Source organism: Serratia sp. NFX21 (genome assembly GCF_048517035.1).
GTDB lineage: Bacteria > Pseudomonadota > Gammaproteobacteria > Enterobacterales > Enterobacteriaceae > Serratia > Serratia quinivorans.
The window spans coordinates 1,919,612-1,945,073 of the sequence record NZ_CP183196.1 but is presented as its reverse complement, the minus strand read 5'-3'; the positions used below and the strand labels follow the sequence as shown (position 1 = coordinate 1,945,073).

General features: G+C 57.0%; 22 protein-coding genes. 7 read left to right on the top strand and 15 right to left on the bottom strand.

Annotated features, from left to right (window positions below):
• Positions 1-8 precede the first annotated feature (8 nt).
• Positions 9-854: a 3-mercaptopyruvate sulfurtransferase gene (gene sseA, locus ACNT1W_RS09245; protein WP_112362663.1), complete on the top strand. Its 846-nt coding sequence runs from the start codon at positions 9-11 to the stop codon at positions 852-854.
• On the opposite strand, the gene ACNT1W_RS09240 is transcribed toward sseA, so the two are convergent.
• Complete coding sequence (locus ACNT1W_RS09240) at positions 851-1,720, bottom strand: LysR substrate-binding domain-containing protein (protein WP_012005864.1); 870 nt, start codon at positions 1,718-1,720, stop codon at positions 851-853. The genes sseA and ACNT1W_RS09240 overlap by 4 nt on opposite strands.
• 105 nt (positions 1,721-1,825) lie before the next feature.
• Here ACNT1W_RS09240 and ACNT1W_RS09235 point away from each other — a divergent pair, with 105 nt between their 5' ends.
• On the top strand, positions 1,826-2,395 hold the full coding sequence (locus tag ACNT1W_RS09235) for a DUF4865 family protein (protein ID WP_017892073.1): 570 nt from the start codon (positions 1,826-1,828) through the stop codon (positions 2,393-2,395).
• Positions 2,396-2,467: 72 nt separating this feature from the next.
• Positions 2,468-3,685 carry an FAD-dependent oxidoreductase gene (locus ACNT1W_RS09230; RefSeq protein ID WP_419246681.1) on the top strand — a complete coding sequence of 406 codons (1,218 nt, stop codon included), beginning with the start codon at positions 2,468-2,470 and terminating at the stop codon, positions 3,683-3,685.
• A gap of 75 nt (positions 3,686-3,760) precedes the next feature.
• On the opposite strand, the gene ACNT1W_RS09225 is transcribed toward ACNT1W_RS09230, so the two are convergent.
• Positions 3,761-4,531 carry an MbcA/ParS/Xre antitoxin family protein gene (locus ACNT1W_RS09225; RefSeq protein WP_223272861.1) on the bottom strand — a complete coding sequence of 257 codons (771 nt, stop codon included), beginning with the start codon at positions 4,529-4,531 and terminating at the stop codon, positions 3,761-3,763.
• A gap of 129 nt (positions 4,532-4,660) precedes the next feature.
• Here ACNT1W_RS09225 and ACNT1W_RS09220 point away from each other — a divergent pair, with 129 nt between their 5' ends.
• A complete protein-coding gene (locus ACNT1W_RS09220; protein ID WP_419246680.1) occupies positions 4,661-5,173 on the top strand; it encodes a GNAT family N-acetyltransferase in 513 nt (170 codons plus the stop codon).
• Positions 5,174-5,176: 3 nt separating this feature from the next.
• Here the strand turns inward: ACNT1W_RS09220 and ACNT1W_RS09215 are convergent, their stop codons facing one another.
• The 10 genes from ACNT1W_RS09215 to atzF all read right to left on the bottom strand — a co-directional run bounded on the left by ACNT1W_RS09215 (position 5,177) and on the right by atzF (position 17,959).
• A complete protein-coding gene (locus tag ACNT1W_RS09215) occupies positions 5,177-5,320 on the bottom strand; it encodes a hypothetical protein (RefSeq protein WP_419246679.1) in 144 nt (47 codons plus the stop codon).
• A 42-nt stretch (positions 5,321-5,362) separates the two neighbouring features.
• Positions 5,363-5,875, bottom strand: coding sequence for a DUF2165 domain-containing protein (locus ACNT1W_RS09210; protein ID WP_261130408.1), 513 nt, complete (start codon positions 5,873-5,875; stop codon positions 5,363-5,365).
• 143 nt (positions 5,876-6,018) lie between these two features.
• Positions 6,019-6,717 carry an urea ABC transporter ATP-binding subunit UrtE gene (urtE, locus tag ACNT1W_RS09205; RefSeq protein WP_115182972.1) on the bottom strand — a complete coding sequence of 233 codons (699 nt, stop codon included), beginning with the start codon at positions 6,715-6,717 and terminating at the stop codon, positions 6,019-6,021.
• 8 nt (positions 6,718-6,725) lie between these two features.
• Entirely contained in the window at positions 6,726-7,532 is an 807-nt protein-coding gene (gene urtD / locus ACNT1W_RS09200; RefSeq protein WP_419246678.1) for an urea ABC transporter ATP-binding protein UrtD, read from the bottom strand.
• A complete protein-coding gene (gene urtC, locus ACNT1W_RS09195) occupies positions 7,529-8,605 on the bottom strand; it encodes an urea ABC transporter permease subunit UrtC (RefSeq protein WP_419246677.1) in 1,077 nt (358 codons plus the stop codon). Before urtC ends, urtD begins: the two co-directional genes overlap by 4 nt.
• Complete coding sequence (gene urtB, locus ACNT1W_RS09190; protein WP_419246860.1) at positions 8,605-10,125, bottom strand: urea ABC transporter permease subunit UrtB; 1,521 nt, start codon at positions 10,123-10,125, stop codon at positions 8,605-8,607. Before urtB ends, urtC begins: the two co-directional genes overlap by 1 nt.
• Before the next feature lie 303 nt (positions 10,126-10,428).
• The gene (gene urtA / locus ACNT1W_RS09185) at positions 10,429-11,697 is read right to left on the bottom strand and encodes an urea ABC transporter substrate-binding protein (RefSeq protein ID WP_261098908.1); all 1,269 of its coding nucleotides are present in this window, start codon (positions 11,695-11,697) and stop codon (positions 10,429-10,431) included.
• Positions 11,698-11,741: 44 nt separating this feature from the next.
• Entirely contained in the window at positions 11,742-12,452 is a 711-nt protein-coding gene (locus ACNT1W_RS09180) for a GntR family transcriptional regulator (RefSeq protein ID WP_218215752.1), read from the bottom strand.
• Between the two features lie 51 nt (positions 12,453-12,503).
• Complete coding sequence (uca, locus tag ACNT1W_RS09175) at positions 12,504-16,127, bottom strand: urea carboxylase (protein ID WP_419246676.1); 3,624 nt, start codon at positions 16,125-16,127, stop codon at positions 12,504-12,506.
• Between the two features lie 2 nt (positions 16,128-16,129).
• Positions 16,130-17,959, bottom strand: coding sequence for an allophanate hydrolase (atzF, locus tag ACNT1W_RS09170; protein WP_419246675.1), 1,830 nt, complete (start codon positions 17,957-17,959; stop codon positions 16,130-16,132).
• Positions 17,960-18,576: 617 nt separating this feature from the next.
• Here atzF and ACNT1W_RS09165 point away from each other — a divergent pair.
• The 3 genes from ACNT1W_RS09165 to ACNT1W_RS09155 all read left to right on the top strand — a co-directional run bounded on the left by ACNT1W_RS09165 (position 18,577) and on the right by ACNT1W_RS09155 (position 22,824).
• Entirely contained in the window at positions 18,577-19,188 is a 612-nt protein-coding gene (locus ACNT1W_RS09165) for a carbonic anhydrase (protein WP_115182978.1), read from the top strand.
• On the top strand, positions 19,185-20,681 hold the full coding sequence (locus ACNT1W_RS09160; protein WP_261413144.1) for a SulP family inorganic anion transporter: 1,497 nt from the start codon (positions 19,185-19,187) through the stop codon (positions 20,679-20,681). Before ACNT1W_RS09165 ends, ACNT1W_RS09160 begins: the two co-directional genes overlap by 4 nt.
• Positions 20,682-21,183: 502 nt before the next feature.
• Positions 21,184-22,824, top strand: a complete 1,641-nt coding sequence (locus ACNT1W_RS09155; RefSeq protein ID WP_419246674.1) for a methyl-accepting chemotaxis protein — start codon at positions 21,184-21,186, stop codon at positions 22,822-22,824.
• A gap of 306 nt (positions 22,825-23,130) precedes the next feature.
• On the opposite strand, the gene ACNT1W_RS09150 is transcribed toward ACNT1W_RS09155, so the two are convergent.
• The 3 genes from ACNT1W_RS09150 to phnE (ACNT1W_RS09140) form a co-directional block, all read right to left on the bottom strand.
• Positions 23,131-23,595, bottom strand: a complete 465-nt coding sequence (locus ACNT1W_RS09150; RefSeq protein ID WP_041418497.1) for a DUF1456 family protein — start codon at positions 23,593-23,595, stop codon at positions 23,131-23,133.
• A gap of 103 nt (positions 23,596-23,698) precedes the next feature.
• Positions 23,699-24,598: a phosphonate ABC transporter, permease protein PhnE gene (phnE, locus tag ACNT1W_RS09145; RefSeq protein WP_419246673.1), complete on the bottom strand. Its 900-nt coding sequence runs from the start codon at positions 24,596-24,598 to the stop codon at positions 23,699-23,701.
• On the bottom strand, positions 24,595-25,458 hold the full coding sequence (gene phnE, locus ACNT1W_RS09140; protein ID WP_419246672.1) for a phosphonate ABC transporter, permease protein PhnE: 864 nt from the start codon (positions 25,456-25,458) through the stop codon (positions 24,595-24,597). The genes phnE (ACNT1W_RS09145) and phnE (ACNT1W_RS09140) overlap by 4 nt, the downstream gene beginning before the upstream one ends.
• Positions 25,459-25,462 lie beyond the last annotated feature (4 nt).

The following is a 25,462-nucleotide window of genomic DNA, read 5'->3' as shown; positions in this document are numbered from 1 at the left end:
TAATAACGATGAACTCTCCGTTTCTGGTTACTCCGCAATGGCTTGCGCAGCATATCAACGATGAAAACCTGGTAGTGGTTGATGTCAGGATGTCCCCGGTCGGCCTGGTGCCGAAAAAAGACATGCTCGCCGAATTTGAACGCGGCCATATCCCCGGCGCGGTGTATTTTGACATCGATGACGTCGCGGATAAAAACACCACGTTGCCGCATATGCTGCCGACGGCAGAGGAATTCAGTGCGGCGGTGGGTAAATTGGGCATCAGCGAACAACAGACCATCGTGTTTTATGACGAAGGCAACCAGTTCTCGGCCCCGCGCGGTTGGTGGACCTTCCGCAACTTTGGCGCGCAGCAGGTTTATGTGTTGGACGAAGGCCTGAACGGCTGGACAGCTCTGGGCCAACCGCTGGCTACCGGCGCGGCTCAGCGCACGCCGCAAACCTTCAACGCCCGCTTTAATGCGGACGCGGTAGTCAATATGCAGCAGGTGGAACAGGCGCTGAACAGCGAAGTGCAAATCCTTGATGCGCGCGCCGCACCGCGTTTTTACGCCGAAGCACCAGAACCGCGCCCCGGTCTGCACCGCGGCCATATTCCCGGCAGTATCAATATTCCTTACGGCGAACTGCTGGAAAACGGCCGTTTCAAATCGCTGGAAGCACTGAAGCAAACCTTCAGCGATAAGGGCGTGAGTCTCGACGGACCCATCATCACCAGCTGCGGCTCCGGTGTCACGGCAGCGGTGCTGGCTTTCGGCCTGCTGTCACTCGGTGCACCGCAGGTGAAACTGTATGACGGTGCCTGGACCGAATGGGGTGCGTTAAGCGGTAAGCAGCCGATCGAGCAGGACTAGCTGTTGATCCGATCGGCGACGATCTGCGCCAGACGCTGGATCGCCGCCGAGGGGTTTTCTTCGGCACGGTGCAGCACCACAGCTAAAGGGTTTAGCGCCGGCAAAGCGTCGGGTGGCAAAAGGGACAGCCCCGCTGGCAACCCGGCGTCGGTACGCACCGTTACCCCCAATCCGGCGCTGACCGCCGCCCATACGCCATTCAGGCTGCGACTGGTGAAGACGACACGCCAGGCAATACCGGCACGATCCAGCGCCTGAGTCGCGGCGCTGCGCATCAGACAAGGGGCATCAAACATCACCAGCGGCAGAGGTTCATCCCCCTGGCGCCAGGAGGCCAGTTCAAAATGCGGGGAGGCGATCCAGTGCATCTGCCGTTGCCCCAGCGCCTGATAAAACGGCGTGCTGATACCACCGTCCCACGCCAGCGACAGATCCAGTTGTCCTTTCAACACCCACTCGATCAGTTCAGCATTACGGGCAATACGCGCTTCGATACGCACGCGCGGATGCGCTCGGGCAAAACTGCCCAAGACCTGTGGCAAAAAGGTTTCACCGAAGTCCTCCTGTAGTCCTAACCGCACAATGCCCTGTAGATCCAAGCCGCGCACTGCGGTCGCGGCCTCATCATTAAGCTCCAGCAAGCGACGCGCGTAGCCCAACAGCGTTTCGCCGGCTTCGGTCATTACCATGCCGCGCCCGGACTTACGCAGGATGGGGCTGCCAACCTGCTGTTCCAGCTTTTTCAGATGCGCGCTGACCGCCGAGGTGGATCGCCCCAGCCGCTCTGCCGCTTTAGCGAAACTGCCCAGCTCAATGCCTGTCACGTAACTGCGCAGATCGTCAAGATCGAAGGTGACTCGCCCCATACTAACCATCCCGTTTTTAAGAACCATCAGTCAAAATAATGCCGATATTACTCACAAAGATGGCGTGTCATGCTCAGCCGGTCAATCGCTTTCAGGAGAATCACCATGCTTGCCATGCAATACAGTTTCACCCTGCCCGCCGATTACGATATGGCTATTATTCAGGATCGCATCAGCCGTTTCGGCCATCTGCTGGACAATGCCCCACAGTTGCTGATTAAAGCCTATCTCTACGCACAGAAAGGGGAGTACAGCGAGGAAAATCTGTACGCACCATTTTATCTGTGGAACAGCAGCGCCGGCATGAGTGACTTTCTGATCGGTGAAGGTTTTAAAGGCCTCAGCCGGGCCTTTGGCTGGCCACAAGTCAGGCAATGGCTGCCCTGGGTGACGCATTTTGACCGCCTGCGACTCTCTCAAGCTACCTGCGCCACTCGCCAAACATGGCCGATTGCGCCCTATAGCGATCTGAACGTACTGCAACAACGACAGTGGGTGGCTCCCGGTGCTCTGGCCAGCATCGTTGCGTTTGACCCTACCTTATGGCAGTTAGTACGGCTGGATTTATGGCAAGCACTACCGACAGAGATCGCGCCAAACGCCCAGTGTTACCGTATTGGCCACCTTTCCACTCCCTTTGACCACACAGCGCCGCGGGTTGACAGCCTGACTTGATATTGATAATCATTATCAATATTGAGTTTTCAATCAGGATCGGCAGGATGCGGATCCTTAAGGCCAACCGCTATGTCACAGCCACCGATCACACCTTACACCACCGCTTGCTGCATCGTTGGCGGCGGCCCCGCCGGGCTGATGCTCGGCTATCTGCTGGCCCGGGCGGGGATAGAGGTCATAGTGCTGGAAAAGCACGCCGATTTCCTGCGCGACTTTCGCGGCGATACCATTCACCCTTCAACGTTGGAAATCATGCATCAGCTTGGCCTGCTGGAGGAGTTGCTGGCACTGCCGCACCAGCGCGCAGAAACGCTGCATGCCGAAATCGCCGGGCGTGACATTACGCTTGCCGACTTCACCCACCTGCCGACGCGCTGCAAATTTATCGCCTTTATGCCGCAGTGGGAGTTCCTTAACTTTCTGGCGGAAAAAGCCGCCGCCTTTCCTGCGTTCAGCCTGATCAAATCGGCGCAGGTACACCAGTTATTGTACGATCGCGGCCAGGTCTGCGGGGTGCTGGCAGATACGCCGGAGGGTCCAATCCGCGTCCGCTGCCAACTGGTAATCGGCACTGACGGACGTAACTCGGTGGTACGCGAACAGGCGGCACTCAGCAGTCACAGTTTTGGTTCGCCGCGCGATGTGCTGTGGATGAAGATCGCTAAAAAACCCGGCGATCCAGCCTGGTCGATGGGTCACACCGGGCCAAAACAAAACTTCATTATGATCGACCGGGGCGAATACTGGCAGTGTGGCTATTCAGTCGACAAGGGCAGCTTCGAGGCGATCCAACAGGATGGGCTGGAAAAGTTTTTGCTGCATCTCGCCGAGGTCGCCCCCTTCCAGGACCACCGCCTGCAGGAGATCCTCAGTTGGGATCAGGTGAAATTATTAAGCATTCGTATCGATCGACTGGATCAATGGGCCAAACCGGGCGTGCTGTGCATTGGCGACGCCGCGCACGCCATGTCGCCGATTGGCGGCGTCGGGGTGAATCTGGCGATTCAGGATGCGGTTGCTACCGCCAACGTGATTATCCCTCCGTTACGCAGCCACAGTTTGCAGCTCAAGCACCTGTTGCGCGTGCAAAAACGCCGTAATTTCCCCACCAAAGCCACCCAGTTTCTGCAAATAAAAATGAGCCAGCGCAGACCGAAAAAACGCCGAGGTGGCAGCGGATCCAGTCTGATGACCCGCGTCGGTAACAGCCGCTGGCTGCCACGCTTATTTGGTCGGATTATCGGACTGGGATTCCGGCGGGAATCGCCGAAACATCTTGCAGATTGAGGGTTTGCTGCGGTCAAAAATACGTAATGGGCAGAATCGATACATTAATCATCTTCCAGCAGGGTAATACCCATTTTATCCATGCTGCGCTCCCGCCTTTTCTATAAGAGCGGCATGTAACACCGCAGCAGGATCTTGCTTCATCAGATCTTTGGGTTTTTTACCCTCCAACCAGCTATTGGCCGTGCCCATCCAGCTCGCAATCGACCAGGCGCTGGTGCTGTCACCAAAAACGGTCAATATGTCTTTGAGGATTTTTAGCGGCTGGTAAGCCTCATCCAATGCATAAGCCGGATAGCGGTCGTGCCCCTCAACGTTGATCGCAAAAATCTTCCCGCGTTGCTTCCAACCGTTTGGGCCTGCGCTACGGTTGCGATTTTTAAAACCTGCCCGGTCAGAGAGTTCGGTTGATGTCAGCCAGTTGGCATCTGCCAGAAGGTACTGGCGAAGGTCCTGTTTCCTTTCTTCATTGCGGGCCTGAAACTCGGGAAAACCGGCAAAGATACTGGCGGCAGGCATAGCGTTATCGACATCCACTCGGGCCGCCGGTATCTTCCCTGTTGCAGACTTGGCGACCCTATCCCAGGCAATCTCCAGCATTTGCATCGCCGCTTTGGGATCTACTGCAGGATCATTGATCATGTCGGTAAGCTTTTTTCTCAGGGCGCTATTGCCGGCGTCATTGTTACGATCCGAATCGGTGGTATGAGCATCGGGATCAATTTCAATCACCAAAAATCGCGCCGAAGGCTTACTTGGCTTAAGCTGTTGCAGCTGATCGGCAGTAAGCATTTGCATAACAGTACGATGTCCCTGACGACGATGGGTTTGCTGTTTGAGTGTCATACTTCCTCCGGCATGCAGATATTGCGTATATTGAGTATATCTCGTATGCATTGGGTTGTCTAAATCTTCACCAGTGGTGGTTCCCTTTCAGGTTGGCCGCCGTTTCTCATTTCTTACCAAGAGGTCCCTATGTTCAGTATCCGCCAGGCTTTGAGCGGTGATTTAGCGCAGGTTCGTGATGTGGGTATTCGCAGCTATCAGGCCCATTTTGGCGAACTTTGGCACCATAAAGAGGAGTTGGACGCTTTTCTGGCGCAAGATTTTGCGGTTGAGGCATTGGAACAGACGCTGCGGGACGCGGACGTGTGCTGGCTACTGGCTTATGAAAATGACAATTTGGTGGGCTACGCACGGCTGAATTTCAACAGCCTGCTGGCGCCGACTCAAACAACCGGTGCCGAACTGCAGAAAATCTATTTCCTGCCGGAATATGCCGGCCGAGGTTATGGCCAGCACTTTTTTGAACACGTACAGCAACGGGCGATCGAACGTAAGCAACAAACGCTGTGGCTGGAGGTGTTGCAGCGCAATACCAGCGCCCAGCGTTTTTACCAGCGCCAGGGGCTGAGTATTTGCGGTGAAACCTGCTACACCAGCGCCCAGGGTTCCATCGGCATCTGGTATATGTCAAAACCGCTGTAACCGCTAGCCCGGAAACTCCAGCGCGCCGGTCAGATCCCCTAGCGGTTTTTGGCTGCGCGCCGCCATCGCTTTTACTACCCCAGGGAAATTGGCAAACAGGTTATTGAAGCTGCGATTTTCGGCGTAGATCACCACCACATTTTTCACATGACGCCGCAGTTTTATTAAAAAATCCTGCGGCTTTATCGGTTAGCGGACGTCGCGTTGCAGCATCAGAAATATCAGCGCCAGCGTATTGGGCACCATGTACAGCATCGCACCCAGTTGCACCGCCAGCGGGTGTTCCTTTGCCTGCCAGGCCATAAACCAGTCGCCTGCGACTACCATAAAACCGAGGCCCCACACCGCGATCGCACAGAGCGCGCCCAGCATGGCCCAGGCTTTCCCCCTGGCAAAAGCCGCGTAAGAATGGCCCAGATGTTTCAACATCAGCACCACGCCAAAGGCCGCGGCGATGCCGGCCACAGACTCCAGCAAAGTGATCATCGCCAGCCCAACCTGCCCGGCCCATTCAACGCTGATAGCACGCCACATTAATCCAGGAACCTGATAGGTATCCTGCATGGCCAGCAGCGGGGCCACGGCATGTTGGGCAGTCCCGGAAAAATCGGCGGTATTGTTCAGCAGACTGAAGATCCCCCAAAGAGCCGGGAACAGTGACAGGACGATACAACCCAGACGTGACATAGTGATTTCGTTCATAATTATCCCTAATTTATGGTGATGTAAAACCCTGGATTCCTTGTATTGCAGCAGTTTAACTCAGGGTAGCTAAACGGCCACTACCGTTCCACCCAACAAAGTGTTCTGAGAATCATTGCCCTTTCACTGCCCAGCCTTGAACCTTATATCGCCACCAGCCCGCGCACGCCGTCTTGCTCCATCGCGCTGCCTGCACCGCGCTGGACGATACTGCCGCGCGACATCACCAGATAGCGGTCCGCCAGCTCGGCGGCAAAATCATAAAACTGTTCCACCAGCAGGATCGCCATATCCCCCTGGGCCGCCAACTGTTTAATCACTGCACCGATCTCTTTGATCACCGAAGGCTGGATCCCCTCCGTCGGCTCATCAAGGATCAACAGCTGCGGTCGGCAGGCCAGCGCACGCCCAATCGCCAACTGCTGTTGTTGCCCACCGGAGAGATCGCCGCCGCGCCGATCTTTCATCTGCAACAGCACCGGGAACAGTTCATAGATATGAGCCGGTACCTTGCGCGCCTGGCTGCCGGAAAAACGTGCCAGCCCCATCAGCAGATTTTCTTCCACCGTCAGGCGACCAAAGATCTCACGCCCCTGCGGCACATAGGCCACCCCGGCCTGCACCCGTTGGTGTGGTTTTCTGCCGTTAAGGCTTTCCCCCTGCCAACTGATGCCGCCGCTTTTGGCCGGGATCAGCCCCATCAGGCATTTGAGCAACGTGGTTTTCCCCACGCCGTTGCGCCCCAACAGACAGGTCACTTCGCCGATATGAGCTTCAAACGACAGGCCGCGCAAAATGTGGCTGCCACCGTAATATTGATTCAGTTCATTCACTTGCAACATAGCTGCTCCTAGCGCCCTAAATACACTTCGATCACCTGCTCGTCGGCCTGTACCTGCGCCAATGAGCCTTCCGCCAACACCTGGCCCTGATGCAGCACCGTGACGTGGTCGGCAATGGTTTCGACAAACCCCATGTCGTGCTCCACCACCATCAGCGAATGCTTGCCCGCCAGCGAGCGGAACAGTTCGGCGGTGTACTCGGTTTCCGCGTCGGTCATACCGGCCGCCGGTTCATCGAGCAGCAGCAGGTGCGGTTCCTGCACCAATAGCATGCCAATTTCGAGAAACTGTTTTTGCCCGTGGGACAATAACCCGGCGGGACGATAGCGTTCATGGCCCAGCCGCAGGGTTTTCAGCATTTCATCGATACGGTCGCATTGTTCGCTGCTCAGTTTGGCTCGCAGGCAGGCCCATACCGACTTCTGAGTTTTCTGGGCGATCTCCAGATTTTCGAACACCGTCAGCGCCTCAAACACCGTGGGCTTTTGGAACTTGCGACCGATGCCGGCCTGGGCGATCTGCATCGGATCCAGCGCGGTCAGATCGACGGTTTGATCGTAAAACACCCTGCCGCTGTCCGGCCGGGTTTTGCCGGTGATCACATCCATCAGCGTGGTTTTCCCCGCGCCGTTTGGCCCGATCACGCAGCGCAGTTCACCCACACCGATCTGCAACGACAGATCGCTCAGTGCACGAAAACCGTCAAAACTGACGTTGATCTTGTCGAGCAGTAACACCGGATCGGTTTGCTGGCGATATTTATCGGCCGGTAGCGGCTGGGTGAACAGTTCGTCGGTCATTTGCAGCGAATTCATTGTGATTTCCCTCTGCGCAGCAGGCCGATAACCCCTTTCGGCAGGAACAGCGTAACGATGATAAACATCAGGCCAAGAAAGAACTGCCAGTATTCCGGAATGGCCATGGTGAACCAGCTCTTGGCGCCGTTGACGATACCCGCCCCCAGCAGCGGCCCCACCAGCGTGCCGCGTCCGCCGAGCGCCACCCAGATGGCGGCTTCGATCGAGTTGGTCGGCGACATTTCGCCCGGGTTGATAATGCCCACCTGCGGCACATACAGCGCCCCGGCCAGCCCGCATAGCACCGCCGATAGCGTCCAGACAAACAGTTTGAAGCCTTTCGGATCGTAGCCGCAGAACGTCAGGCGGTTTTCCGCATCGCGCACCGCCGTTAGCACCCGGCCGAATTTGCTGCGTGCCAGAGCAAAGCCGATTGCCAGACTGACGGCCAGCAGCAGCACCGTCGTCACGAACAGCGCCACCCGCGTGCCGGTGGCGGTGATCGGAAAGCCCAGCAGGGTGGTGAAACCGGTAAAGCCATTGTTGCCACCAAAGCCGGTTTCGTTACGAAAGAACAGCAGCATACCGGCGTAGGTCAACGCCTGAGTCATGATGGAGAAATACACCCCTTTGATCTTTGAGCGGAAGGCGAAGTAACCGAAGACAAAGGCCAGCACGCCGGGCACCAACACGATCAAACACAGCGCCCAGGCGAAGTACTGGGTGCCGCTCCAGAACCACGGCAATTCATTCCACGAAAGAAACGACATAAACGCCGGCAGGCCATCGCCCGCCGCCTGGCGCATCAGGTACATGCCCATGGCGTAGCCGCCGAGGGCGAAAAACAGCCCGTGCCCCAACGACAGCAGCCCGGCGTAACCCCATACCAGATCAAGCGCCACCGCCACTACTGCATAACACAAAATTTTACCCACCAGCGTCAGGGTGTAAGTGGAGATCGCCAGCGGATGGTCTGCCGGCAACAATGCCAGAAACGGCATGATCAACAGTACCAGCAACGCCAGCCCGCCGATGCCCAGCGCCAGTCGGGGTGCCTTCTGCAGGCCGGTTACAGTCAATGGTTGGCTCATCAGTCAATCACCCTGCCCTTGAAGGCGAACAGTCCCTGAGGACGTTTTTGAATAAACAACACGATCAGCGCCAGGATCAGGATTTTACCCAGCACGGCCCCAATCTGCGGTTCAAGGATTTTGTTAAGAATACCCAGGCCAAAGGCCGCCACCACGGTCCCGGCCAGTTGGCCAACGCCGCCGAGCACCACTACCAGGAACGAGTCGATGATATAACCCTGGCCCAGCTCCGGCCCGACGTTGCCCAGCTGCGACAACGCCACTCCGCCCAGCCCGGCAATGCCGGAACCCAGGCCGAACGCCAGCATATCGACGCGGCCGGTGGGTACGCCGCAGCAGGCGGCCATCGCACGGTTTTGCGTCACGGCGCGCACGTTCATACCCAAGCGGGTTTTGTTCAGCAGCAGCCAGGTGAGCACCAGTACCAGCACCACAAACAGGATCACCGCGATCCGGTTCCACGGCAGCACCAGATTGGGCAGTAACTGAATGCCGCCCGACAGCCAGGCCGGGTTGGCAACCTCCACGTTTTGCGCGCCAAATAGCACCCGAACACATTGGATCAGCACCAGGCTGATGCCCCAGGTCGCCAGCAGGGTTTCCAGCGGCCGCCCATACAGATGGCGGATCACCGTCCGCTCCAGCGCCATACCTATGCAGGCGGTGATGCCAAACGCCACCGGCAACGCCACCAGCGGATACAGTGCCAGCCACTGCGGCGCAAACTGCTGAAACAGCCCCTGCACCAGATAGGCCGAGTAGGCACCGAGCATCAGCATTTCGCCGTGCGCCATGTTGATCACCCCCAGCAGGCCGTAGGTGATCGCCAACCCAAGCGCCGCCAACAGCAGGATCGAGCCAAGCGACAGGCCGGTAAACGCCTGGCCAATCAGATCGCCGATCATCAGCCGGTGTTTCACGCTGGTCAGGCTTTTCAACGCCTCGGCTCGCACGGCGGCGTCCGGTTCATGAGCGGCGTCGGTCATCGCCTGCAGCCGCGTCTGGGTTTCCGGCGCACCCGAATTGCCGAGCAGCCGCACAGCATTGAGGCGCACTTTGGCATCGGCGTCGCCCAGTTGCAGATTGGCCAGCGCGATGCTCAACGCCTCATGCACCCGGTCGTCTTTTTCCTGCGCCAGGCGCTGGGTCAACAGCGGTAACTGGCTGTTTTTCGCCTCCTGCTGCAGGGCCTGCGCCGCCTGTAAACGCAGCGCCGGATCTTCACTGACTAGCTGCTGTGCCGACAACGCGTTGGCAATCAGGATCCGCAGCCGGTTATTCAGCCAAAGCTTCTTCGGCGTACCGACCGGGGCAGCGCCACCCTCCAGTGGCTGATAGCGATCGCCCTGCTGGATAAAGGCATGTTTGGCCTCGTCGATCATCAGGTTTTCCTGCTTTAACGCCTGCAGTAACGGCAAACGCGCAGCGTCCGGCGCGCTCGCCCACGCCTGCAATAATTTGGCCTGCTGCGTACGGTTGGCCGCAGCAAAATCATCGGCCAGCCCCGCCTGCGCGAACATGGGCAGGCAGCACAGCAATAACCACAGATGCCTGAGATGGCTTAAAGATAAAAGTTTCATCAGATGTCTCGTCGCAATAGGGCATGGCTCAGTCAGCCCCCGCCGTAACGGGGCCGGGCATTCTTGCCTAATGCTTGTCAGTTAAGGTGATCATGTTCCCTCTCCTTTGGGAGAGGGTTAGGGTGAGGGGATGCACTCCGACACTAGCCCCTCACCCCGGCCCTCTCCCTCGGGAGAGGGGGACGCCCACTTAAACAACGTCATACATTTTTAGAACTTTGCTTAACTGACCGGCATTAGGTGTTACTTGCCGCCTTTTACCGGGCTTTCCGACTTTTTGTCGTTGCCGGCAATGTACGGGCTCCACGGCTGGGCGCGTACCGGAGCATCGGTTTGCCACACCACGTTGAACTGGCCGTTGCCTTCAATCTCGCCAATCATCACCGGTTTGTGCAGGTGATGGTTGGTAGCATCCATAGTCAGGGTAAAGCCCGACGGCGCGGCGAAGGTCTGCCCGGCCATCGCCGCACGAACCTTGTCAACGTCAGTGGTACCGGCCTTCTCGACCGCCTGCGCCCACATGTGGATGCCGACATAGGTGGCCTCCATCGGGTCATTGGTCACGGCGGTAGCGTAGTTCGGCAGGTTGTGCGCCTTGGCATAAGCGCGCCATTCGCTGACGAACTGCTTGTTGGTCGGGTTATCCACCGATTCGAAGTAGTTCCAGGCCGCCAGGTTACCCACCAGCGGTTTGGTGTCGATGCCGCGCAGCTCTTCTTCCCCTACCGAGAAGGCGATCACCGGCACGTCGGTGGCCTTGATGCCCTGATTGGCCAGCTCTTTGTAGAAGGGGACGTTGGAATCACCGTTGATGGTGGAGATCACCGCCGTTTTGCCACCGGCAGAGAATTTCTTGATGTTGGCGACAATGGTCTGGTAGTCGCTGTAACCAAACGGCGTATAGACCTCTTCGATGTCTTTATCCTGAATGCCTTTCGAGTGCAGGAAGGCACGCAGGATCTTGTTGGTGGTACGCGGATAAACGTAGTCAGTGCCCAGCAGGAAGAAGCGTTTCGCCGATCCGCCGTCTTCGCTCAGCAGGTATTCCACCGCCGGGATCGCCTGCTGATTAGGGGCCGCACCGGTATAGAACACATTGGGCGACATCTCTTCCCCTTCGTATTGCACCGGGTAGAACAGCAAACCGTTCAACTCTTCAAACACCGGCAACACGGATTTACGCGATACCGAAGTCCAGCAGCCAAACACTGCCGCCACCTTGTCCTGGCTCAGCAACTGACGCGCCTTTTCGGCGAACAGCGGCCAGTTGGAGGCGGGATCCACCACCACAGGTTCGAGTTTTTTACCCAATACGCCGCCCTTGGCATTGATGTCATCAATGGTCATCAGTGCCACGTCCTTGAGCGGCGTTTCAGAAATGGCCATGGTGCCGGACAGCGAACTCAGGATGCCGACCTTGATGGTATCGGCAGCCTGCACGCTCCAGGCCATCCCCATACCGACCATGCTGGCAGACAGCGCGAAAGCTTTTATAAAGTGACGACGTTGCATAGTTCAAACTCCTGATGTGTGTTGGAAAACAGGTTCAGAAAAACTCACGTAGGACTGTCTGGTAGCTGGAGGCGGGCTTGATGCAACATATGCAGGGTTATTTTTCTGACCTCAGCCTTACTGACGGCAATATGGTTACTGAGCAGCGTTTGCGCCTCCCCGGTTTGCTGTTGCAGGATCGCCCGCAAAATGGCGGCGTGTTCGTTATAGGTCGCCTCCACCCGGCTGCCCTGGGTGAAGTCCAGCCGACGAATGATGCGAATTTTCTCGGTCAGGTCGCGATGAATGCGTGCCATTTCGCCGTTGCCCGCCGCCGCCACCAGCGCCATATGGAACTGTTCGTCGTGCAGCGAAACGGTTTTGCCGTCTTCCAACCGTGGCTCGTCGATCCAGAAACTGCCGAGCGCCTCCAGTGGCAACGACACTTCATCCATTGGCCGCGCGCACAGCCGTTTAACCGCCTCACACTCCAGCACGATACGCAGGTCATACAGCTCCTCGAAGTAGGCAAAATCGAACGGTCGCACCTGCCAACCGCTACGGAAATGCACTTCGACATACCCCTCGCGCTCCAGCCAAAACAAAGCCTGACGTACCGGCGTGCGGCTGACGTCCATGCGCAGCGCCACTTCGTTTTCGCTAAAGCGATCGCCCGGCAGCAGCTGAAAATCAAAAATATCGTCCTTGAGCTGCAGGTAGATGCGCTCCGCCAGCCCCTCCGGCCGTGCCTTGTTGCGGTTATTGGTGATTTGCATCGCATTCCTCTCTGCGGGCGCAGCCTGCCGCGCCCCGACAATTAAACAGGGTTAACTGGCGTGCTCCAGCCACAGCAGGGCGTCGCCCGGCCCGACCGACCGCCCCTGCTGACAACTGATGCGTTTGATGATCCCGGCGCGCGGCGCGGTGACCGCCAGCTCCATTTTCATTGCCTCCACCACGATCAGTGGCTGGCCGGCTTCGACCTGCTGCCCTGGCGTCACCAGGATCTTCCACACGCTGCCGTTCAGGTCGGCGCTGACCAGATAACCATCAACCTCTTCTTCATCGTCCTGTGGCGGCAGCAACTGGGCCTCGGCTTCGCCCTCCTCTTCCTGCCAGCGCGTCACTTCATGGCTGAACGCCTGCTGCTGGCGCTGCTGGAAGGCGCTGATATCTTCGGCGTTGTCCGCCAGGAAACGGCTGTATTCGGCAAAATCAAACTCGCTGTCCTCAATACGGACCTGCGCGCGCCCTTCGCGGAACGCCTCGCGCTGCTCATCCAGCTCCTGTTCGCTGACCGGATAGAAACGCACCTGATCAAAGAAGTGCAGCAGCCAGGGTTCACCGGCGCTGAACTGCGGATTTTTGAGGAATTTGTTCCAGATCGGCAGCGTGCGCCCGACCAACTGGTAGCCCCCCGGTGAGTCCATGCCATAGATGCACATGTACATGCCGCCGATGCCGACCGTGCCTTCGGCGGTATGGGTACGCGCCGGGTTATATTTGGAACTGAGTAGCCGGTGACGCGGGTCAATCGGTACCGCGCAGGGTGCGCCGAGGTAAACATCGCCCAGCCCGAGGATCAGGTAACTGGCATCAAAAATGATGTCGCGCACCTGCTCACGCGTGCTGAGCCCGTTGATACGTTGAATAAAATCGACGTTGTTTGGCAGCCAGGGCGCGGACGAACGCACCGTCTGTTGATAGCGTTCCACCGCCCCCAGAGTGGCGGAGTCTTCAAACGCCATTGGCAGGTAAACCGTGCGCGTCGGCACCTTCAGTTGGCTGACATCGCCCAATGCCTGTTCGCGTGCCAGCAAGCGCGCCAATAAATCGGCCTGGCCCAGAACGCGGCTGTCATAGCGGATCTGCAGCGATCGCACGCCGGGTGCCAGCTCCTCGACGCCGGGGATCGCGTCCTGCTTGAGCGACTGCATCAGCAGATGAATGCGTAGTCGCAGCGCCAGACTGAGCACGTTGTCGCCATATTCCAGCAAAATGTAGCCGTCACCGGCCTGGCGATAGACCACTGCCGGGCGGCTGTCGGTCGCCGGCAGTGCCGCCAGGATAGCGGCAGAAACCGTGGCACCCGGCGTCAGATCCGGTGCCGGCAAGGTGATGGCCTTCACCGCCGCCAGCGCTTCGATACTGCCAAGCTGCGCCTGTTCCAGCGATTGCGCCTGTTTGAAACCAATCGGATGGAAGCGAATGCGATCGCCTGGTTTCACCTGGCCGACCTTCCACAGCTCGGCCCTGGCGATGGTCACCGGGCAGACGAAACCACCGAGGCTCGGGCCGTCACGGGTGAGGATCACCGGAAAATCACCGGTGAAGTTAATGGCACCGATGGCGTATTCACAGTCGTGTACGTTGGACGGATGCAGCCCTGCCTCGCCGCCGTCCTGCCGCGCCCACTCCGGTTTTGGCCCGGACAGGCGCACCCCCAGCCGGTTGGAGTTGTAATGCACCTGCCATTCAGTGGCGAAGAAACGGTCGATCGACTCCGGGGTAAAGAAGTCCGGTGCGCCGTGCGGCCCATACAGCACGCCGATGTTCCACAGATTGCCGTACTCTGGGATCAGGCTTTCATCCATCGCCTGCGGCGCGGCAATCGGTGCCGGCGTGGTGGTCGCGGCCAATGCTGGTTGCGACACCGCCAACATATCCGCCACCCGCAGGGTCCGTCCGGCGTGACCGCCAAACTGCCCCAGGGCAAAGGTCGAACGGCTGCCCAGATACACCGGCACGTCAAAACCATTGCGCACCGCCAGATAGGTGCGGCATCCGTGCCGGGCGCGGCCCATCGTCAGTACCTGCCCGGCCCGAACCGCCACCGGCTGCCAGTAATTTAGCGCTTCGCCATCCAAATCTGCCGGGCAGTCCGCACCGGTCAGCGCAACAGTGGCGTCGCAATGGAAACGCAGGGTTGGCCCCTGCAGGGTAAACTCCAGTCCGGCGGCGCTGGGATGATTGCCGACAATGCGGTTGGCCAGCCGGAAAGCAAAGTCGTCCATCGGCCCGGACGGCGGCACGCCAATATCCCAATAGCCGACGCGGCCGGGATAATCCTGCACGCTGCTGTAAGTGCCCGGTTGCAGCACTTCGATACTGCTGGGCTGGAAGCGGAAACTGTCCAGCATGCGGGTCCACACGCTACCGGTCTGGAACTCCGCGGTGGCAATCACCTGCCGCAGGTAATCCAGATTCGTCGCGATGCCGTGCAGCCGGGTGGCATCCAGCGCCAGGCGCATTTTCTCCAGCGCCTGTCGGCGATCCTCGCCGTGAACAATCAACTTGGCGATCATCGGGTCGTAAAATGCCGACACTTCACTGCCGGTGGCGACCCAACCGTCCACCCGTACCCCATCAGGGAAATGCACCTCGGTCAGTACGCCCGGGCTGGGCTGGAAGTTTTTCAGCGGATCTTCGGCATAGATACGCACCTCAATCGATGCCCCCTGCGGTGGGCGTTGCAGCGCCGCCCAGTCCAGCGCATCCCCCGCCGCCACCTGCAGCATGCATTCGATCAGGTCCAGCCCGGTCACACTTTCAGTCACCGGATGCTCCACCTGCAGACGGGTGTTCACTTCGAGGAAATAAAACTCGTCGCGCGCGGCGTCGTAGATAAACTCCACGGTGCCGGCGCTGCGATAATTAACCGACGCCCCCAGTGCCACCGCCGCCTGATGCAGCGCCTGACGGGTGGCCGTCGGCAGGTTCGGTGCCGGGGTCTCTTCCACCACTTTCTGGTTGCGGCGCTGCAATGAGCAGTCGCGTTCGCCGAGGGCCACCACCCAGCCCTGGCCATCACCAAAGATCTGCACTTCGACATGACGGGCCTGATCGACAAAGCGCTCGATAAAGGCCCCAGAATCGCGGAAGAACTGCTCACCCAGCCGTTTCACGCTGTCGTAGGCTTCACGCAGGGCGGCTTCGTCATCGCAGCGCGTCAGGCCGATACCGCCACCCCCGGCGGTGCTTTTCAACATCACCGGATAGCCAATCTGTCTGGCGGCGTTGACCGCCTGCTCAACGCTGTCCAGCAGGCCAGTGCCCGGCGTCATCGGCACCTGCGCCAGCGCCGCCAGCTCACGCGCCCGGTGTTTCAGGCCGAACTCGCGAATTTGTGCCGCCGTCGGGCCGATAAAAGCGATGCCCGCCGCTTCGCAGGCGTCGGCAAACTCAGCGCTCTCGGAAAGGAACCCGTAGCCGGGGTAGATCGCCTGCGCGCCGGTTTCTGCCGCCGCCGCCAGGATCTTGTCGATACACAGGTAGCTGTCGCTGGGTTTTTCACCGCCCAGCGACACCGCCAAATCGGCTGCGGTGACGTGCGGTGCATTGCGGTCGGCGTCGGAATAAACCGCCACGCTGGTCACTCCCAGGCGTTTCAGGGTGCGGATGGCGCGGCAGGCAATTTCGCCGCGGTTGGCAATCAGTACGGTAGAAAACATGATCAAGCCCCCTTCAGGCTGGCGACATAATTGCGCCAGCCGCCAAATTCAGTGATATCCGTGGCCCCCTGCAGCGCCCAGGGTTCGCAGATAAAGCCTTTCACCCGGCGACCATCCGCCAGTAACAGCGTGCCGATACCCAGCGGCGCCGGGATCTCCGCCACCAATTCGCCAAAACGCGCCAGCGGGATTTCCCACAGTTCCACGCGGATTGCGGCCCCCTGCTCGGTTTTGACCAGCCCCGGTTTTGGCGGCTGAGTATTGGCCAGCGCGTACAGCCGGTAGCAGGGTGCGGTGGTGGTTTGCTCCAGCAAAATCGCGGCACGCTGAGTGAGCTGGAAATTCAGCGGCATCCCGCTGAGGTGAGCGCCGACTACAGCTACCTGCACGTGCTGAGCCGACGGCGTCAGTGAATTCAGCGGCGGTAGCGCGCGACCGGTCGCACCCAACGGCAGAGCCTGAGCCTGTTGCCAGCGCAGACCGAAGGCCGCCAGCGCCCGATCGTGCCAGGCCGGAGCCACCAGCGTGATACCGGCAGGCAGGCCGTCGTCGCGCATCGGCGCAGGCAGTGCCAGCGCGCTCAGATCGGCCAGGTTGGTGAAATTGGTGTAGGTGCCAAACTGCGAGTTGAACAACACCGGCTCCTGCTCCATTTCCGCCAGTGTGCGAATGGTCGGTGAGGTCGGCACCACCAGTGCGTCGAAGGGAGCCAGCCGTTGTTCAATCTGCCGCGCCAGCTCGGCACGCAGATATTCCGCTTTGTAGGCGTCACAGGCGCTGTACTTCAGGCCGTTATTGACGATGCCGCGCACCACCGGATTAATCGCCTGTGGATTGGCACTCAATATCTTCTCTACCGCCACGGTGCGTTCCGCCACCCAGGGGCCGTAATAGAGCTGATCCGCCAGAACGCGGAACGGGGTAAAATCGAGGGTTTCCAACGTTACGCCGCAGCCTTGCAGCTGCTCCAGCGCCCGTTGAAATGCCTGCTCGGCCTGGGTATCGCCGAAAAATTCGAGCTGTGCCGGTACCGCAAAGCGGGGGGCCGCGGGAAGACTCGCCGGGGCGGTATGGGGATTGATGCGGGAATAGGCATCGGCAGCGTCATAGCCGCCGGCCAGTTCGGCCACCAGCGCAGCGTCTGCCACCGTCAGGGCGAATACCGACACCGTGTCATTGAGCCGACAGGCGGGTACCACGCCACGGTTCGACAGCCAGCCCTTGGTCGGTTTCAGGCCGACAATATTGTTGAATCCGGCCGGGACGCGCCCTGAACCGGCGGTATCGGTTCCCAATGAGAACGGCGTCAGGCCGCGCGCCACCACCGAGGCCGAGCCAGAGCTGGAGCCGCCGCTGACATAGCGACTGTCGAAACTGTTCACCACTGCGCCGTGCGGCGAACGGGTGCCGACCAGGCCGGTAGCGAACTGATCGAGATTGGTTTTACCGATCACCAGCGCACCGGCGGCGCGCAGATTGGCGACGACGGCTGCATCTGCCGTCGCCTGATAGGCAAACTCCGGGCAGGCGGCGGTAGTCGGCCAACCGCCGACATCGATATTGTCTTTAACCGCAAAAGGCACACCAAACAGCGGCAGGCGGCTGATGTCCCCGGCGACGGCTTCAAGCCGTTGGGTCAGTTGTTGGTACTGCCCCTCCAGTTGTTCAGCGCTGGCAAGGTACAGCCAGGCATTGTCATCCGCTGGCAAATTGGCCAGCAAGGCAACCAGCGTGGTACGCACGCAGGCCATGCGCTCGCCGGCCGGGTGGGTATGATAATGATGCTGCCATTCGCTGAGGGTGAAACCGCGTAGGCTAACGGACTGAGTCATTGGCAAAATTCCATCTGGTACACAAGATGGGATTCATAGAGCAACCGGCGTGCCAATTTTTAATCGGCTGATTTCAATGAAATATAAGAAAAACTTATAGTAAAACGGTAAAAACCTGCACCAGCCGTGGGCAAATGGCGAACAAAAAAGGTGCACTAAATAGCATTATGGCGATATGCCAAAATGGATCTCATTAATTAACCCTAAACTCTATGCGTATAATGGAATACCCATTTACGATTAATCAGAAATCATTAGCCTGTGGATATAATAAATTATTTAGTTACTAAACAATGTGATTGTCTGATTATTCACACAAAAACACAAAAGAATAATGAATTGAATCATTCACCAAAAACAACAATTAAACACTAATAAAAATCAATAATGCAAAATTAAAAACCAATAAATAATGGGCATATATTTATAACATAATGGAATTAAAGAGCCTTACCATCAACCCGGCCACCTTAATATAGAAAACTTTACACAAACACTGCTTATCATTGGCAAAGTGATTGGACTAACCTTGGACAGAAGTTTTTTGCTAGTGGCGACGGCCTGCACGTCAGCGCCGAACTTTCTCGCTGCCAAATCCCCTGACCCAAGGAGCTTTCATGACAACGATTAATCATCTGCTGGTAAAAAACCGCAGTTGGGCAACTCAGCAACAATCCCGCGATCCCAATTTCTTCCCGCAGTTGGCACAGGCACAGAAACCGCACATTCTGTGGATTGGCTGCTCCGACAGCCGGGTTCCCGCCGAAACTATTGTGCGTGCACAACCCGGCGAGCTGTTTGTACACCGCAATATCGCCAACGTGGTCGAAGAGCAGGATGATAATTTGATGAGCGTGGTGCAATACGCGGTCGAACATCTGGAGGTCGGGGCCATCGTGATTTGCGGGCATTACGGTTGCGGTGGGATCCAGGCGGCCCTGAGCAGCCGTAACACCCCCAGTAAGGACTCACTCACACGCCGTCTCAATTCGCTACGTGCCAAACTGGAGCCACATTTGCCGGCTGAGACCGATACCCATGACGACGACCTGAATAAAGCAGCCCACGCCAACGTACAGCTCCAGCTCAATACCCTCAGCAAAACCCAGTTAATACAACGCGCCTGGCGACACAATGCCGGGTTGACGCTGGTCGGTTGTATTTACGACATGCATACCGGATTTTTAAACGTACTGGAACAGCGCAACGCTGCCGGGAGGGTGACATGAATCGTGCCGATCTGCGTTTTGACCTGCCCGCCGGGCTGGTGGTGTTTCTGGTCGCCCTGCCGCTCAGTCTGGGCATTGCACAAGCCAGCGGCGTACCGCCGTTCGTGGGCCTATTGACCGGAGTGATCGGCGGTATTGTCGTCACCCTGCTCAGCCCTTCCCCCTTTTCGGTCAGCGGCCCGGCCGCCGGACTGGTGACCATTGTCACCGGTGCCATGTTGACGCTGGGTGACTTTTCCACCTTCTTATTCGCCCTGCTATTGGCCGGCATACTGCAACTGGCTTTCGGCCTGCTGCGCGGCGGCAAACTGGCAGCACTGATCCCCGGAGCCGTGATCCACGGCATGTTGGCCGCCATCGGCATTTTACTGATCCTGCAACAGTTGCCGCTGGCAATGGGCTATCCGTCCGGGCATGGTCTGAGTGAACCCCCCTCCACCGAGCAACTACGTGGGGATATTGCCCCAGCGGCGGTCATGCTTACGCTGGGTGCACTGCTACTGATTGTTTTTTGGGGGAAGTCATCGCTCAAACAACGCCTGCGGCTGACGGCATTGCCTGGCCCGCTGGTCGCGGTGCTGTGGGGTTGTCTGTTTGTCTGGCTGGGCCAGAAGATTTGGCCCGCCATCGGCACGCTGCCACGAATTGAATTACCGGCGGTCGACAGCGTTGAAGCGCTGCAAGGGCAATTTTCGCTACCCAACTGGCAGGCATGGCGTAACCCGGCGGTCTATCTGGTAGCCATAACTTTGGCGATTGTTGCCAGTCTGGAAACCCTGCTGAGCCAGGAAGCGTTGAAAAAGATGGCGCCGATGATGCCGGAACCGTCACCCGATAAAGAATTGCGCGCGCAGGGGGTGGGGAACTGCATTAGCGGGCTGCTGGGCGGCCTGCCGATTACCGCCGTCATTGTGCGTAGCTCTGCCAACGTGCAGGCCGGTGCACGCAGCCGGGTATCTATTCTGCTGCATGGCGTGCTGTTGTTGCTCAGCGCCTTGCTGTTTGCCGAACTGCTCAACAGCATTCCATTAGCCAGTCTGGCTGCAATCCTGATCTACACCGGTTTTAAGTTAGCGCACCCGCGTATTTTTATCACTCTGTGGCGTCAGGGACTGCAACAGTTCGTCCCCTTTGCTGCCACCCTCGGCGGTATTCTGGCGTTTGGCATGCTGGCGGGTATAGCCATCGGCCTGGTCGCGCAACTGCTGTGGAGCCTGTACCAAAGTAATCGTCACGCCCTGCGACTGACCCGCTACGACGACCATTACCTGCTGCAGTGCCAGCAAAATCTGACCTTCCTAAATAAGATGCGGTTGAAGCATTTGCTGGGGCAGATTGAGCACAACAGCACGGTGATTATCGATTGCGAGGGGATTAATTATCTGGACGACGATATCCGCGCGATGCTCAACGATTATCGTCAAACGGCGGCGGATAAACAGATCAACATCAGTCTGCATCCACCGAGCAACATTCTGGTACGCAATATCTAAGCTAAAACGGCGCCGGGGATAACCCCGGCGCCATAACCGGAAATCGGCAATACGACTGAACTGGCCTGCCAGATAAAATACAGTTTGGAACGCAGCTCCCATTGATTAAGCGGCTTGGCTTTGGCGACATAATCAGTCATTTTCTTTTAAACTGAGATGATATTTCCGCAACGGTATAACCAACCGTCCTTAAATTTACGCTCACCGAGCATCACACTCTGATAACAGGCGACATAAAATAGCAACGGTAAAATACATTCTCTTTAGCACAAGGATCACTGTTACGTTATCAATGACCTTTGTAACACAGGAACCAGAACATGTTATATTTGTGTTTAAATTAAAAACGTGAAGTTAAAAACACCGATAATATCGACATCAGACTCAACCAAAAATTAATCGCTAAAGTTTTAGCGCAGCCTGCCGAAAACAAACAGCACTTCTCGCGGCAAAAAAATGCTATTTGCCGCACTGGCATCTCATTGAAATTTCAGGTTGTACTATGTTTGAACGATTAAAAATCTCCCACGGATTAATGGGGATTTTAACCCTGTTCTGTATTATTCAGATATTCTCCGGCGCGTGGAGCATTCTGGATGCCTCCGGTACCAATAACCGCCTTACACAAATATCCTCCGGCTTTAATCAAATCATGGCAATGGATAATGCCTACGCTTCCGTTACCGAACTCCGCGAAGAAGTGCTTAAAGACGCACTGATGCTCACCACGCAGCCGCAAAGTAACGATACCAAAAAGTCCCTTGGTGAACTTCGTCAGCGCCTCGCAGAGGTGGATAAACTGATGGAAAAATTTTATCGGCTGTCGCTGTCTGAGCAGAGTGAAAACGAGCGCACCAAGAACGTCAAAAATCTGTATGAAAAAGCGCGCGGCGATCTGCTTCAATTAATTGTCAGCCTGGAAGATGGTGATATCCCCCGTTTCCAGTCAATTATGCACAATAGCTCGTCAACATATTTTATGTCTGCGCTTGATGATACTTCGGCCTACGTTGCCAACGATATTATTACTCCAGCAGCCGCTGCGGCACAGACCAGCTATCGCCAAATGGTGCCTTTATCGCTTGCGTTCATTTTCATCTTTATTCTGCTGACCGGTGCGGTTCTGGTGTGGATCAGAAAATATGTGCTGAACAAGATTAATCAGATTATCGACTATCAGGCCGAAATTTCGAACAGGAATTTGGATATTGAAATTAATGCCGGTGGAAATAACGAAATAGGCCGACTGATTAACGGTCTCATCAATATGCGTAATGAGCTGGCTAATACCGTCTGCACCGTCCGGGCAGGAACGCAAAATATTTATACCGGCGTGCAGGAAATTGCAGCAGGTAACAACGACCTTTCAAGCCGCACAGAAGAACAGGCGAGTTCGCTGGAAGAAACGGCGGCCAGCATGGAGCAACTTTCTGCTACGGTGAAAAACAACGCAGACAGCGCCGCTGCTGCCACCTCATTGGTGAAACGTGCTTCGCAAAGTGCGATCAACGGCGGTGAGATCACGCGCAAAATGGTCGTCACCATGAGCGATATCGCCGATAGCTCACGCAAAATTGGTGATATCACCAGCGTCATCGACGGCATCGCCTTCCAAACCAATATATTGGCACTGAATGCCGCGGTGGAGGCGGCTCGCGCTGGTGAACAAGGCCGCGGCTTTGCCGTTGTCGCCGGCGAAGTACGTAACCTTGCTCAGCGCAGCGCTCAGGCGGCCAAAGAGATTAAAACGCTGATTGATACATCGGTGCTGCGTGTCGATCAGGGCAACGATCTGGTGGAAAACGTGAGCGGAGCCATGACGGAAATTGTTACCGCCATCGGTCAGGTAACGGAAACCATGCAAGAGATCTCAAGTGCTTCTGAAGAGCAGAGCCGTGGAATTGCACAAATTGCGCAGGCAGTTAACGAAATGGATAAGGTGACCCAGCAGAACGCCGCTCTGGTCGAACAATCGGCTTCCGCCGCCAGTGCGCTGGAAGATCAGGCCAATCACTTGAATCAAACCGTCTCCCTTTTCAAACTCGCCACACACGCGTCCGCCGGGGCCCACGTTCAGCCACCGGCGATAGCCGCACCGAAAGTGGTTGCTGATGATAACGGTGAGAATTGGAGCCGTTTTTGAGGCGCTAATAGATAAGATTTGAGTTTGATTTGTTGGCACCGTGCAGGTTTCGTTTACCTGCCCCGCCTAACGGCACTGATGGGTTAACGTCGCTGGTAGAGCAACGCCAACAGAATGTTGGCGTCAGATTGCTGACAAAGTTCTTTGCGCTTAAAAGTCTTGATTTGGGGGCTAATAAAAACAAAGGATTATGTCTTCTGATTTACCCCAAACATCCGAAAACCACGTTTTTCGGGTGTTTGTCATCAGACTAACGCCAACAGAATGTTGGCGTTGGAAAGCCGGTGCCATAAAGAGCGGCGTGACTTATGCGCCGCGCAGGCGTTGCGCTAACCCTTTGAGGAAATAGCGCAGCATCTGATCGCCACAAGGGCGGAAGTTTTTGGTGCCTTCTTTGCGGAACAGCGCGCTCAATTCCGGCTTGGAAATACGGAATTCCACGGCGGTGAAGATCTGGTGCATGTCGGTATCTTTCAACTCGAAGGCTACACGCAGTTTTTTCAACACCAGATTGTTGGTGATTGGCAGCTCCACTTCCGGCGCCGGGAACTTGTCGTCCTTGCCACGTTTGAAGAACACCAGACCGTTCAGGAAGTGCGCCATCACTTCGTCAGGGCAGTTTTCGAACCCCGGCTCGCCTTCCTTGATGACGTAAGTGCTCATTGCCGAGACCGCAACGTCGAAATTATCCAGCTTGATAATCTCAACCATTTTCGCGTCGTTGATACCCAGCATGTAGCGCACGCTGCGCAGCACGTCATTGTTGATCATAGAATTGCCTTTAGCTTGTAAACCGGAAGGCGCGCACATTGTAATACCCTATACTGCTACGCCTTGAATATGTGCGGCAGTATAGGGATCAGAGCGGGGTTTCTCAATCGATTTGGCTTTTTTGCTGATACAGCGGGATGTCTTCGCCAATAATGTATTTATTGCGCAGGATGGATGACACTTTATCCATTATCATCACCACCACCACCAGGATCAGGGTGATAAACATCACCACGTCCCAGTTCCACAGCCGCATGTTCTCCGCATACACCAGGCCGATACCGCCGGCACCGACAAAGCCCAGCACCGCCGCAGATCGGGTGTTGGATTCAATCTGGTACAGGCTGAGCGCCAGAAAAGTGGGGAACGACTGGGTAAAGATACCGTAACGGTGCTTTTGCAGACCGTTGGCACCGACCGCCGTCAGACCGCGGCTGGGGGATTTATCCACCGCTTCATGCCCTTCGGCATAGAGTTTGCCGAGTAGCCCGACGTCCTGCATGATAATAGCCAATACCCCGGCCAACGGCCCCATGCCAACGGCACGAACGAAAATCAGCCCCCAAATGGCCATGTCGATACCGCGCAGGATATCCAGCAAACGGCGCACCAGCACCGAAATCGGTCGCAACAACGGCGTCGACATCACGTTGCGTGCGGCAAAGAACGACAGCGGCAAGGCGATCAACGAAGCGGTAATGGTGCCGGCAAACACGATGCCGATGGTGATAAATATCTGCTGGAAATAGTACATAAACGGCCAGTTAACGAAATCATGCCAGACAAACATACGCATGAAATAACGACCAAGCTGATGACAGCCGTTAATAAACTGCGGCCAGGCTATGCCAAAGAACTGGAAGAAGAACAGGTAATACAGTGCGATAGCCGCTGCCACAATGCCGATGGTGCGCAGGTAGCGGCGTTGCTGTGAGAAGATCTCCGGGTGCTGCTGTTTAAGCGTTTGCAGCTTTTCCGTCGAAATAGTGGGTGCCGTTATCATTTTTTCCCCTCCACGACGCGTTTGCGCAATTCACCTGAGGTGTAATCCAGCAGCGAAACTACCAGGATAATCAGCAGCAACGTCATGCTGACCTGATCATAGCGATCGAGCTTGATATTGGTCATCAGCTCCTGGCCAATACCGCCCGCCCCCACCAACCCCAGAATGGTCGACTGGCGGAAGTTGATTTCCAGGCGCATAAAACTGTACGACAGAAACACCGGCTTCACCTGTGGCCACATGCCAAAACGCATGCGCTGTAACGGCGTCGCTCCGCAGGCCGTCAGCCCGCGCACCGGCTTGTTGGAGGCGGTTTCAATCGACTCATAAAACAGTTTGGTCAGGCTGCCAATGGTGTGCAGCGCCAATGCCAGAAAGCCCGGAATGGCCCCGATACCGAACGCCATCACGAACATCACCGCCCACGCCAGCTCCGGCATGGTGCGTAAAAAGGCCACCAGCGTGCGGATCGCCATGCGCAACGTTGCCGGGCTGTGGGTGTTGTTGGCCGCCAGAAACGCCAGAACGCCCGCCACCAGCACCGAAAGAAGGGTCGCCGCCAGCGCCAGTTGCAGCGTTTCCCAGATCAGCGGCAGTTGAATGTTCAGCCGGTAACCCCAGTAGGCCAATGACCCCTCGGTGTGCCCGTCAGCGAACAGTAAGCGCCAGTGTAATGTCGGGATGGTTTCTGCCAGATAATCAAAGAAATGAGGGATCGACAGCCACACGGTGTGCAGGTTGAACTCGGCGATATTGCCGGCGCCCAGGTAGAGCGCCACCAGACCGAGCGACCAGATCAGCGTCTCACGCTTTTGCTTGCTGCGGATTTGCTGGTAATAGTGCGCAAAATCTTTATTCAAAATA

Bases quoted from the DNA above. Each gene is read 5' to 3' on its own strand.
- phnE (WP_419246673.1), bottom strand. From the start codon at position 24,598: ATGATAACGGCACCCACTATTTCGACGGAAAAGCTGCAAACGCTTAAA.
- ACNT1W_RS09220 (WP_419246680.1), top strand. From the start codon at position 4,661: ATGTTCAGTATCCGCCAGGCTTTGAGCGGTGATTTAGCGCAGGTTCGT.
- ACNT1W_RS09235 (WP_017892073.1), top strand. From the start codon at position 1,826: ATGCTTGCCATGCAATACAGTTTCACCCTGCCCGCCGATTACGATATG.
- urtC (WP_419246677.1), bottom strand. From the start codon at position 8,605: ATGAGCCAACCATTGACTGTAACCGGCCTGCAGAAGGCACCCCGACTG.
- ACNT1W_RS09240 (WP_012005864.1), bottom strand. From the start codon at position 1,720: ATGGGGCGAGTCACCTTCGATCTTGACGATCTGCGCAGTTACGTGACA.
- ACNT1W_RS09150 (WP_041418497.1), bottom strand. From the start codon at position 23,595: ATGATCAACAATGACGTGCTGCGCAGCGTGCGCTACATGCTGGGTATC.
- urtE (WP_115182972.1), bottom strand. From the start codon at position 6,717: ATGTTGCAAGTGAATGAACTGAATCAATATTACGGTGGCAGCCACATT.
- ACNT1W_RS09180 (WP_218215752.1), bottom strand. From the start codon at position 12,452: ATGCAAATCACCAATAACCGCAACAAGGCACGGCCGGAGGGGCTGGCG.
- urtB (WP_419246860.1), bottom strand. From the start codon at position 10,125: ATGTTCGCGCAGGCGGGGCTGGCCGATGATTTTGCTGCGGCCAACCGT.
- sseA (WP_112362663.1), top strand. From the start codon at position 9: ATGAACTCTCCGTTTCTGGTTACTCCGCAATGGCTTGCGCAGCATATC.
- ACNT1W_RS09155 (WP_419246674.1), top strand. From the start codon at position 21,184: ATGTTTGAACGATTAAAAATCTCCCACGGATTAATGGGGATTTTAACC.
- atzF (WP_419246675.1), bottom strand. From the start codon at position 17,959: ATGACTCAGTCCGTTAGCCTACGCGGTTTCACCCTCAGCGAATGGCAG.
- ACNT1W_RS09225 (WP_223272861.1), bottom strand. From the start codon at position 4,531: ATGACACTCAAACAGCAAACCCATCGTCGTCAGGGACATCGTACTGTT.
- uca (WP_419246676.1), bottom strand. From the start codon at position 16,127: ATGTTTTCTACCGTACTGATTGCCAACCGCGGCGAAATTGCCTGCCGC.
- ACNT1W_RS09165 (WP_115182978.1), top strand. From the start codon at position 18,577: ATGACAACGATTAATCATCTGCTGGTAAAAAACCGCAGTTGGGCAACT.
- urtA (WP_261098908.1), bottom strand. From the start codon at position 11,697: ATGCAACGTCGTCACTTTATAAAAGCTTTCGCGCTGTCTGCCAGCATG.
- ACNT1W_RS09160 (WP_261413144.1), top strand. From the start codon at position 19,185: ATGAATCGTGCCGATCTGCGTTTTGACCTGCCCGCCGGGCTGGTGGTG.
- ACNT1W_RS09230 (WP_419246681.1), top strand. From the start codon at position 2,468: ATGTCACAGCCACCGATCACACCTTACACCACCGCTTGCTGCATCGTT.
- ACNT1W_RS09210 (WP_261130408.1), bottom strand. From the start codon at position 5,875: ATGAACGAAATCACTATGTCACGTCTGGGTTGTATCGTCCTGTCACTG.
- urtD (WP_419246678.1), bottom strand. From the start codon at position 7,532: ATGAATTCGCTGCAAATGACCGACGAACTGTTCACCCAGCCGCTACCG.